The sequence below is a fragment of the Roseateles sp. genome, assembly GCF_049240545.1.
Taxonomy (GTDB): domain Bacteria; phylum Pseudomonadota; class Gammaproteobacteria; order Burkholderiales; family Burkholderiaceae_C; genus Paucibacter_A.
Map to the genome: position 1 here is coordinate 75,348 of NZ_JBMLSK010000282.1, position 10,763 is coordinate 86,110.

Genomic DNA, 10,763 nt, shown 5'->3' on the forward strand with positions numbered 1-10,763 from the left:
CCCAAGCCCAGCATGGCCGTGCCGCCTGGAGCCTTGAACAACTCACCCGAGCCACGCACGCTGGCCACATCCAACGATGTCTTGGTCCGGGTGTCCAGTTCCTTCAGCACGCAAGGCGCGAACAAGTCGGCATTGCCACCGGCCGGTGCAAACGGGTTGATCTTGCCTGCATTCTTCAAGCCGTTGTAGCAATTGCGGCTCATATAACCGCCGTCGTACATCGAGTCCCGGGTGTTGGTCGAATGCACGAATGAGGCGTTGTAGTCAAAGCCCATCAGCAGACCTTCGACGCCAACAGCAATGTGCTGCGCCTTGGTCTTGTACATATTGCTGCGGCCACCGGCATCAACAAAGCGGTTGTTGGTGCTGGCTTTGGCCACATTGGCGGGATCCACGCCCATGGCGCTCAGGTAGGGCGACACGTACTGCGCGTAGAGCGGGTCGGTCAAAGGCAAGGCAATGACTTGAGCCGGTGGCGCAAAGCGAGACTTTTGATTGAATTGCGAGCTCACGGCTTCAGCAAACAGTGTGGTGTCGCTGTTCAGCTTCAGGTTGCCGGACAGGAACAAGCTGTCGCGCTTGGAGCTGGGGATCAGTTGCACCGTCGCGGCGTAGTCAAACCAGCAGGCCTTGTCCAGATCCACCGTATTCAAAGCGGTGTTGGGCGCGCACTTGTTGTCTTTCAGGTAGTTCGGCGAGAACGTAACGGCCGAGTACTCCTCACCGTTCTTGATGATGGGGTTCTTCAGACCCAGGGTCACCGAAGCAGGCGTGGTGTTCACCGCCAACTGGTACAGCGAGTACTGTTTGCCTTCGTGAGTGAAAGGCATGATGCCGGACTTGGCAAACTTGCGGTCCGCGGCATTCAGCTCCTTCTGCTCGTCATGGGCGTAGGACAGCAGCACGTTGAAGCCATCGGTATCCAAGTTGCCGAAGCCCTTGGAGATCGCGAAATTGCTGGAGCGGCCGCCCTTTTCCTGCGGCTGGCTGTAGGTGGCGCTCACGTTGAAATCGGTCTGATTCTTGCGCAGGATGAAGTTCACCACACCGGCCACGGCGTCGGAGCCGTACATGGCGGACGCGCCGTCGCTCAGCACTTCAACGCGTTCCACAGCGGACAGAGGAATGCTGGCCAAGTTAACGGCCGAACCGGCGCCATACGAGGCCATACGGCGGCCATTCAACAGCACCAGGGTGTAGCGAGCGCCGATATTGTGCAAAGAGGCGTTTTGCACACCACCGCCGCCACCGTTCACCGACTCAGCAGAAGTCGTGAAGCCCTGCATGGAGGGCAGGCTTTGAATCAGGTCTTCGGCGCTCTTCGCACCGCTGCGCTCGATGTCCGCACGGCTCAAGGTCTGAATTGGCAAGGCACCTTCGCTGGCGATCCGTTTGATGGATGAGCCTGTGACCTCGATACGCTCCAGTTGTTGCTGTTGAGCCATGGCCTGGGTCGCCATTGCGCCAAACGCCACCAGGACGCCGGCACAGACTTTGGTCTTCTTGAACATTCAATACTCCTGCTAAAAGGGAAGTTGCAGTCGATAGACACCGTGCTAGCGGAAGTCAGCAGCGTCCATCGATCACGGACCGCTAATTCCTCGCTTGCATGGGGTCATTCTTGATGCCAGAAGTCATGCTGCAGGCTAGGGGAAGTCCTATCGAACCGAAGCAAGACCAGTCGATCGGCTCACATGCCGACAGCGCCGCGGCGGTGCCAAGTGCTTGATTTCATGGGTCTAAGGCGCAAAACGGGGATGCGCGGCTGGTGCGCCGGTCAGTAAAAACTGAGTGTTTGCTCTAGTCCGCCAAAGCCGGCAAGCCGTTGCTCGCCGGCAACATATCGGGGCGGACCCAGGGTTCGACTCAAGCCCTTGTTGCGGCCAGGGGCTGCAGGCGTGGCACAGCGGCGAGTAGCCCCTGGGTGTAGGCCTGCTGAGGCTTGGTCAAAACCAGCTCACAAGGCCCGGCCTCGACGATGCGGCCGCCCTGCATCACCGCCACCTCGTCGGCCAGATACTCCACCACGCCGATGTTGTGCGTGATGAACAGATAGGCCAACCCCTGCTCTCTTTGCAGCTCTTTGAGCAGGTTGAGAATTTGCGCCTGCACCGACACATCCAGCGCCGAAGTGGGCTCGTCGCAAACAATCAAACGCGGCTCAACCGCGAGTGCGCGCGCAATCGCGATGCGCTGGCGTTGCCCCCCGGAGAACTCGTGCGGCCAGCGCTGCAAAGCCTGGGCAGGCAAGCCCACTTGATCAAGCAGGCGCCTCAAGCGGGCCAAACGCTGGGCCGCATCGAAGTCTGGCCGCAGCGCGAGCAGCCCCTCCTCCAACAACTCGTGGACCCGCAAGCGCGGATTGAGCGAGGCAAAAGGGTCCTGGAAAATCATCTGCACCGATCGGCGCGCTTGCGACAAGGCCGCTCCGTGCAGCCCCGCCAGGTCCTGCCCGTCCAGCATCACCTGACCGCTCACTTCAGCGTCAGCCCGCAGCAGCTGCATGATGGCCTTGCCGGTGGTGGTTTTTCCGCAGCCGGACTCGCCCACCAAGGCCAAGGTGCGCCCGGCGCTCAGGCTGAAGCCGACCTGATCGACGGCCTTGAGGCGAGGCGTCGGGCCAGACGAGAACAGCCGTCGCCGCAAGCGGTAATGAACCGACAGCGAGTTCACCTGCAAGAGCGGCGCGGCTTCAGGCTGGGCGCTTGGCATGGTCGGGGCCTTCGGGCCAGCGGGTCCGCTCGCCGCCGGCGGCAAGGCCGTCGCAGTCTCGGTGTACAGCAAGCAGCGCACCTGGTGTGTCTGGGGTCTGCATGCACTTGCGGCCAGCGCAGGCACCGTCGCCGCGCAATTGCCCATGGCTCGGTCACACCGGGCGACAAAGCGGCAGCCCTGAAAACTTGTGTTCAGCGGCGGCACCGCGCCAGCGATCGCGGCCAGCGGGGCATCGCTCTTGGCGGCGCCGGGCAAGGCTTGAAGCAAAGCCTGGGCGTAAGGGTGTTGGGGCGCCGCAAAAAAGTCCGCCGCCGCGGCCTCTTCGACGATCTGGCCAGCGTACATCACCCCCACCTGATCCGCCATGCCGGCCACCACCGCGAGATCATGGGTGATCAACAAGATGCCCAAGCCGCGCTCGCGCTGCAAATCCTTGAGCAAGTCCAAGATCTGAGCCTGGATGCTGACATCGAGCGCCGTGGTGGGCTCATCGGCGATCAAGTAGTCGGGCTCGCCCGCCAGGGTCATCGCAATCATCACCCGCTGCTTCTGACCGCCACTCATTTGAAAGGGATAGTCATCCACGCGCCGGTCGGGTTCGGGTATGCCGACACGCGCCAGCCATTCAATGGCACGCTCGCGAGCGGCGGTGCCGCGCAGCGGGGTATGCGTCTCGATCGCCTCGACGATCTGATCCCCGATGCGCAAGACCGGATTCAAGGAGGTCGAAGGTTCCTGAAAGATCATGCCGATGCGCCCACCCCGCACGCCACGCATCTGCAATTCCGGCAGGCCGAACACATCGACACCATCCAGATGCAAAGACCCCGCCGTGATGCGCGCCCCTTCGGGCAATAAGCGCATCAAGGCCAGGGCCGTCATGCTTTTGCCACAGCCAGACTCCCCCACCAGCGCGAAGGTTTGCCCTCGCCTGAGCGTCAGGCTCAAACCGTCGATGGCTCGCACCGGGCCGAGCTCGGTCGCCAGGCAGACCTTGAGTTGATCGAGCTCCAACATCAGCGACTCTCAGTCCTTGGACGCCGCAGCCAGGGCTCGGCGTGGACGCAATTGGCGGGCGCGCGGATCAAAGGCATCGCGCACCCCATCCGCGAACAAATTGGCCGCCAACACCAGGGCCAACATGAAGCCGAAAGCGGCGCAAAAACTCCACCACACCACCGGATCGCGAGACATCTCGGAGCGAGCCAAATTGATCATGCTGCCGAAGCTGTTCACCGTCGGGTCCACGCCGACCCCGACGTAGGTCAACACCGCCTCGTAAAGAATCAACTCCGAGAAACTCAACACCCCCGTGATCAGCACCAGGTGCATCACATTGGGCACGATGTGTCGCCTCATGATGCCAAGATGGCCGGTGCCCAGCGTGCGGGCGGCTTGCACATAGTCGAGCTCGCGCAGCTTCAGGGTTTCGGCGCGCACCAGCCGGCACAAACCGGCCCAGCCCGTCAGCCCCAGGATCAGGCAGAGCATGAACATCTTCAGGTCCGCCCGCTCCACACCGGTTTCAAACGCCTCCGGGTTCTTGTCCAGAAACACTTGCACCATCAGCACACATGCGGCAATCAAGAGCACATTGGGCACCGAACTGAGGGTGGTGTAGAGGTATTGCACCAATTCGTCGACCCAGCCCCTGCAGTAGCCGGCCAACACGCCCAGCGCCAAGGCAAAAGGCAGGGTCGCCAGCGTCGACAAGACGCCGATCACAAAGGCCGTGCGTATGCTCTTGAGGGCTTGATAAAGCACATCATTGCCCGTGCGGTCGGTGCCAAAGACATGGTAATGATCCATCAGCGCCAGCACCGGGCCGCCCAGCAAACTCAAAACGCCGCAGGTCAAGAGCACCGCGCGCCAGGGGTAGTCGGTGCGATCACGCAGCAGGTCGCACCAAGCTGCCTTGAAGCCGCCGTGTGAAGCGGCCAGGCAGGTCGCCATCAAGACCGATATCAGGGCGGTGAACAAGGCGCCACCGGCCAAGCCTGCCCCGCCACGACGGAGCAAGTCTTCGAGCCACTCAACTTCGGGCTGCTGAAGGTGAGCCCCCCCAAAAGCCAGGCGCGGATAGTCGCGGGCAAGCCCGCTGCCGCCGCCTTCAGTGGCCCCAGTCGCGCCCGTCTCGACGGGCTCTTTGGTGAAGCCGCGGTAGGCCAAGGGGGCGGAGTAACTGATCTCTCGCATGGCCATCTGCCGCGCCAGCAAGCCATCGAGCAAGGACAGGGTCCGCGTGTCATAGACCGGGCCTTGCTGCGCCGCAGATTCGCCGCTGGGCGGCAACTCGCTGCGCAGATGCACGCTATCGAGCAAGGTCAGGCCCAGAAAAAGCGCCAGCACGACACTGCTGCTGGCCGCCAGCGGATCACGCCAGACGCGCAGCCATGTGGCCCGGAGGTGAGGCTGCCTGCGCAGGCGCCAGCCATAGGCCAGCAGCCCGAAAAACAAGCCCCACAAGGCCAGGTCGGTCCACAAAAACACCAGCTTGAAGCTCATCAAATCCATGCTCCCCGCTTCAGCCCAAACGCACCCGGGGATCGACCCAGCTGTAGCTGATGTCGATCAGCACATTGCTGGCGATGTAGAGCATGGCACCCAGGAACACCATGGTGCGCACGATGGCGAAGTCCTGGGCGCTGATGGCCTCAATGGTGAAGCTGCCCAGACCCGGAATGCCAAAAAAGCTCTCAAACACCAGGCTGCCCATGAAGACATAGGGCAAGTAGCTGCCGGCACTGGTCAGGATCGGGATCAGGGCATTGCGCAGCACATGCCGGAACAGCACCTTGTGCTCGCTCAGCCCCTTGGCGCGGGCGGTGCGCACATAGTCGCGCCCCACTTCTTCAAGAAACATCGCCCGATACAAACGCGACTCGCCCCCTAGGCGCGACAACAAGGAAAGCAGGATCGGCAGTGCCAAGAATCGCAGGGCATCCAAGCCGCCGGCATAGCCATTCATCGGCACCAAACGCAAGAGATGGGAGAAGAAGAACTGGCCCACGATGATGTAGAACAGGCTCGAAATCGACAGCATCAGCACACACAGCACCACGCCCCAAAAGTCGATCGCCGTGTTGCGGAAGAACACCAAAAGCAAGGCAAAGCTCACGCTGATGATCAGCTGCAGCAGGAACAAGGGCAAGGCCAGTTGCAGGCTGACGCCCATGCGGGTCTTGACCTCATGACCGATGTTGATGGCTTGACGCGCATCCGAGCGGCCAAAGTCGAGCAGCATCAAGGACACCGAACGATCCCACAGAATCGTCTCGGTGATCTTTTTGCTGCCCTGCGCCGCCTCGTTCCAGTACTTGGGCTTGTCATAGCCCCGCTCGGTCTTCCACTGCTCGATCTGGGCCTGCGTGACGCGTTTGCCGCCGATGTTCAGGCGCGCCATATCGTCCGGCGTATTGACCGAGAAGAACAAAACAAAGGTCAGCAGATTGACACCCATCAGGATCAAAAAGCCGTAGCCCAGCCGTCGCAGCGCGTAAGAGATCACCGCTGTGCCTCCTGCCCCGCAGGCCTGATGCCTGCGCCTGTCGTCGCTTGATAGCCCGGTGCCGGCGCCTGCTCGCGCAATGCAAAGGCATGGCGGGTACGCCAGATGATAAAGCCCCCGCCCAGCAGCAACAGCCCCAAGGGCCACCAGACCGGGTGGTTCCAATCACTGATCTTGCGGCTGCGCTCTTGCGTATCAATGCGGGCATAGCGCAGCACATCACGCACCACGATGCTGGGCTTGCCGTTGTAGACCCAGGACTGGTAGGCCATGCCCACAAAGGGCCAGAAGCCCCAGGACCAAGGCGAGTCCTCGCGCACGATGGCCACCATCTGATCAATCACCTGCTGCTTCTCGGGGCCGTCATCCAATGTTTGCAGGCGCCGATACAGCTGGTCAAACGCGGGGTTCTGGTAGTTGGCAGCGTTCTCGCCCTCAAACTTCGATTTGCCATTCGGCCCGTAAAGCAGAAACAAGAAATTCTCCGCATCCGGATAGTCGGCAAACCAGCCCCACCAGAACACCTGGTGCTTGCCCTGCAAGACCTTTTCCTGAAACTGGTTGTAGTCGGTCGCGCGCAACTCCAGTTGCACCCCCAGCTTGGCGAACTGCTGCACCATCCAATCGGTTTCGCTTTTCAGCTCGGGGCGTATCACCCGTTGGTAGTCATAGCTGAGCACCAGCGGTTTGCCGGTCTTGGCATCGCGCCCTTGCGGATATCCCGCCTCCACCATCAAGGCTCGGGCTTGTTCGATGCTGCGGCGCTGGATCTTGCCCCCGACCCACTCATGGGTCAGCGGATTGAATTGCCCCGGCAGCCCCTCGCGTGAGCCAAACACGCCAGGAGGCACGGGCCCATGGGCGGCGACCCCGCCCTTGTTGCGGAAGATACGGCCATAGCCCTCCTCCCAATCGATGGCGATGGACAGCGCTTGGCGCAGCTTGCGATTGCGCAGCTGTTGCTCCGGCGTGTCGCCTCGCCCTACCACCGGATCCAGCCAGTTGAAGCCGATGTACCAACTGCTGATGTCCACATCAATGGGGAACTTGTAGCCGCGCTGCTCAAAACGACGCGCCACAGCGTCCGAGTCGTCTTTGTCGACCAGAAACTCCACGCCCCAATCGCTGCGGTCGATCTCCGGCATGTCCAAATAGCCTTGCTTGAACAACTCCTTGCGCGGCACCCGCTCCTTCACCAAGGTGGCCACGATCTTGTCAACAAAAGGCAGGCGCTTGCCGCAGTCATCCAGCCAGCCTTGAGCACGATCACCCTCGGCGCCCTCGCAGGGGTAGAAGTCTTCGCGGTAGTTGGGATTGCGACTCATCACATGACGCTGATCCTGCACATACTCCGTCATCATGTACGGGCCGGTCCCCACCGGCCATTGGTTCCAGCCCAGGCCGGCCTCGCTCATGCCGGTCTGGGCATAGAAGGCATCAACCTCCCATGGCACGGGCGCGAAGAAGGTCATCGCCATCCAGTACGGCCACTGCGGGTACTTGCCCTTCAAACGGATGCGAAGCAGATGCGGATGGACCGCCTCAGCGCCGGCCAGCGGCCAGCGGCGCAGATCAAGGAAGGGCTTGTCCGCCAAGTTATCAGGCAAACCGGCCATCAGCTTGGCGTTCTCCGCACGCAAGGTGTCGCCATAAGCCTTCAGCCCCAACACATGCTCGGAAAACAAGGCAAACAGCGGGGCCTCTTGGCGCGGTGAGGCGTGGCGTTTGAGGGCAAAAACAAAATCTTCGGCGACCAACTCGCGCGTGCCCCGCTCGGCAAAATCCCAGGGCGATCGCTTGCCCTTCAGCTCTGCGGGGCTGAGGGCGTGATAGCGCAGCCGGCCATGCCCATCACGTGCAAAAGCCGGATGCGGCGCATAACGCAGGCCCGGGCGCAAGGGAATGTCGTAGACGCTTTGCGCGATCAGCGCGGGATCAGCATCACGCGGCAGGCGCTGCCCCTTGGCATCGAGGAAGTAAGGCTGCACCACCTCTGCCGCCGCTCGCGGCGCCAGCTGATAGGGACGCTTGAGGTAGTGATAGCTGTAAAGCGGCTCGTAGATGTGATACGCGTAGGCAGCCTCCGGCGCGCTGTAGGACGACGTGGGATCCAGGTAGCGCGGCGAGCGCTCGTCAAAGGCGGTGAAAAGCGTGTTCTCCCGCTCGGCACCTAACGGGTGCGGGCTGTTATTGCAGCCGGACAGAGCCAGCAAGAGGCCACAAAAAAGGCCGCGCAATGCAGCCTGTAGAACCCGTCGCATCAGTGCGATTGGGCGGGATCGTCTTTGTGTTCCTCGGGGTGCGCATGCTCATGTTTGAGTAGCGGATCGTTTTGCCAACCCATCAATACATCGCGGCCCTGCACCACCAAGTCCACCTTGGCGCCCACCGGCAGGCAGACCTTGGTGTCCACATGGCCAAATGGCAGGCCGGTCAGAATCGGCGTCTTGGTCACGGCGCGCACCGCTTCAATCGCCGACTTGAGGCCGTAGCCCCGGTCCAGCGGCGACTCGCGCCAGCCACCAAAGTCACCCAAAACGATGGCTTTTTGCGCATCCAACACACCAGCCTGCGCCAGTTGCAAGAGGCTACGCTCGACTCGGTAAGGATGCTCGTTGATGTCTTCCAGGAAGAGCACGCCGCCCTTGATGCGCGGGAAGTGCTTGGTACCTAACATCGAGTTCACCATGCACAGATTGCCGCCCCACAGCTGGCCGCGCACGGTCAGGCCGTCAAAGCCTTTTTCGGTGCGAAAGCCCACGGCCTCCAGCAAGCCGCTCATCGCTTCGGTGAAGCAGTCTTGGGTCACATCGTCCACGCCGCCTTCATCGTTGCTGCGGCCAAAGTCCACGCCCAGCGGGCCAGCCCAGCTCTGCGCCTTGGCATGCGTCAACAAGCCCAGTTGCAAGGCCGTCAAATCGCTTTGGCCGACCCAGCGGGTGCCTTGCTCCACGCTCTTGGCCAAGAGCTTCCAGTCGATGCGGTCGAGCAAGCGGGTCAGACCATAGCCACCACGCGTCGCCAAAGCCACGCTGGGCGCCGCCGCAGCCACGCGGTGAATCGCATTCAGGCGGGTCTCGTCATCGCCGCCAAAGCGCTGCTGCTTGTCGAAAGCGGCTTCGTCGATCGTCACTTCAAAGCCCAGCTTGGCTAGGCGCTTGGCAGCTCGCTTGATGGGCTGCGACTTGAGCAGCACGCCGGCCGGGGTGTAGAGGGTCAAGGTGTTGCTGTGGCTCATGAGGAGGTGTCCGTTGAAATGAAATCCGGTGGGAGATCGAGATGGGTGACGTCGCCGGTGGGTATGGGCTCGTCAGGCGTTTGGGCCAGCGCCCGCAAGGCCGCACGGCGCTCGCGAGCGGCCTCGCGCCGCTGCGCAAAAAACTCGCGCAGCAGCTTCGCCGAGGCCTCGGCCAGCACGCCGCCTTGAATGCAGGTGTGGTGGTTCAGCTGCGGCTGATCAAAGAGATTGAGCACCGAGCCGGCCACGCCGGTCTTGGGGTCGGGCGCGGCAAACACCACCCGCTTGAGCCGCGCATGCATCATCGCCATCGCGCACATGGCGCAAGGCTCCAAGGTCACAAACAGCTCGCATTCGGGCAAGCGGTAATTGCCCAGCAAAGTAGCGGCATGACGCAAGGCCACGATTTCGGCGTGCGCGGTCGGGTCATGGGTGGTGATCGGCCGGTTGTAGCCAGTGGCGATCACCTGGCCGCCGCGCATCAACACGGCCCCCACTGGTACCTCACCGGCAAGCCAGGCGTTATGCGCCTGATCCAGGGCAATGCGCATGGCGTTCTCATCCGCCGCACTCGGCAGCCAAGGCGACTGACTGCTCAAGGCTGGGCCTCCGAAGCCCGCTGCGCGCCGTGGTCCAAGGCACCTTGCACTTGCTGACGCACGGCCTCAGTGGCCGCCGCCGGCGCCTGGGCAGCATCAGCCGCACTCGCCGCTGGCTTGGGCGGCGCGAGCGTACTGGCCGATCGCTTCATCTGCTGAAGCACGAGGGCCAGCACAATAACCAAGCCCAGAATGCTCAGAGCAGCGCGCATGGATAAGGACTGATCAAAACTGGCCGGCAGCAGCAAAGACGCACCGCGTCTTCACTCCCACTCAATGGTTGCAGGCGGCTTGGTCGACACGTCGTAGGTCACGCGGTTGATGCCGCGCACTTCATTGATGATGCGACCCGACACTTTGCGCAGCAGCCCATAAGGCAGCTCGGCCCAGTCGGCCGTCATGAAGTCGCTGGTGATCACGGCGCGCAGCGCCACCACATAGTCATAGGTGCGGCCATCACCCATCACGCCCACGCTCTTGACCGGCAAGAAGACGGTGAAGGCCTGGCTGGTCAGGTCGTACCAGCTCTTGCCCGTGGCTTCGTCCTTCCAGCCACGCAGCTCTTCGATGAAGATGGCGTCGGCACGGCGCAGCAGGTCGGCGTATTCCTTCTTGACTTCGCCGAGAATGCGCACGCCCAGGCCGGGGCCTGGGAAGGGGTGGCGGTAGACCATCTCGGCCGGCAAGCCCAGCTCCACGCCCA

The 10,763-nt window shown here is 62.3% G+C and carries 8 protein-coding genes and 1 pseudogene; all 9 read right to left on the minus strand.

Going from position 1 to position 10,763, the window contains the following annotated elements:
* A partial coding sequence (locus ACOVRJ_RS18300) for a TonB-dependent receptor plug domain-containing protein (RefSeq protein WP_422045262.1) occupies positions 1-1,511 on the minus strand: 1,511 nt, incomplete at its 3' end.
* A 355-nt stretch (positions 1,512-1,866) separates the two neighbouring features.
* Entirely contained in the window at positions 1,867-3,732 is a 1,866-nt protein-coding gene (locus ACOVRJ_RS18305; RefSeq protein ID WP_422045263.1) for a dipeptide ABC transporter ATP-binding protein, read from the minus strand.
* Positions 3,733-3,741: 9 nt separating this feature from the next.
* A complete protein-coding gene (locus ACOVRJ_RS18310; protein ID WP_422045270.1) occupies positions 3,742-5,220 on the minus strand; it encodes an ABC transporter permease in 1,479 nt (492 codons plus the stop codon).
* Between the two features lie 19 nt (positions 5,221-5,239).
* Positions 5,240-6,223 (minus strand): ABC transporter permease, encoded by a 984-nt coding sequence (locus ACOVRJ_RS18315; RefSeq protein ID WP_422045264.1) that lies wholly within the window; start codon positions 6,221-6,223, stop codon positions 5,240-5,242.
* Positions 6,220-8,484, minus strand: coding sequence for an ABC transporter substrate-binding protein (locus tag ACOVRJ_RS18320; RefSeq protein ID WP_422045265.1), 2,265 nt, complete (start codon positions 8,482-8,484; stop codon positions 6,220-6,222). Before ACOVRJ_RS18320 ends, ACOVRJ_RS18315 begins: the two co-directional genes overlap by 4 nt.
* Positions 8,484-9,461 (minus strand): LD-carboxypeptidase, encoded by a 978-nt coding sequence (locus tag ACOVRJ_RS18325; RefSeq protein WP_422045266.1) that lies wholly within the window; start codon positions 9,459-9,461, stop codon positions 8,484-8,486. Before ACOVRJ_RS18325 ends, ACOVRJ_RS18320 begins: the two co-directional genes overlap by 1 nt.
* Positions 9,458-10,012 carry a tRNA adenosine(34) deaminase TadA gene (tadA, locus tag ACOVRJ_RS18330; RefSeq protein ID WP_422045271.1) on the minus strand — a complete coding sequence of 185 codons (555 nt, stop codon included), beginning with the start codon at positions 10,010-10,012 and terminating at the stop codon, positions 9,458-9,460. Before tadA ends, ACOVRJ_RS18325 begins: the two co-directional genes overlap by 4 nt.
* A gap of 44 nt (positions 10,013-10,056) precedes the next feature.
* Positions 10,057-10,272: a hypothetical protein gene (locus ACOVRJ_RS18335; protein ID WP_422045267.1), complete on the minus strand. Its 216-nt coding sequence runs from the start codon at positions 10,270-10,272 to the stop codon at positions 10,057-10,059.
* Positions 10,273-10,323: 51 nt separating this feature from the next.
* Positions 10,324-10,763: pseudogene (locus tag ACOVRJ_RS18340) on the minus strand (GMP synthase (glutamine-hydrolyzing)); the annotation flags it as partial.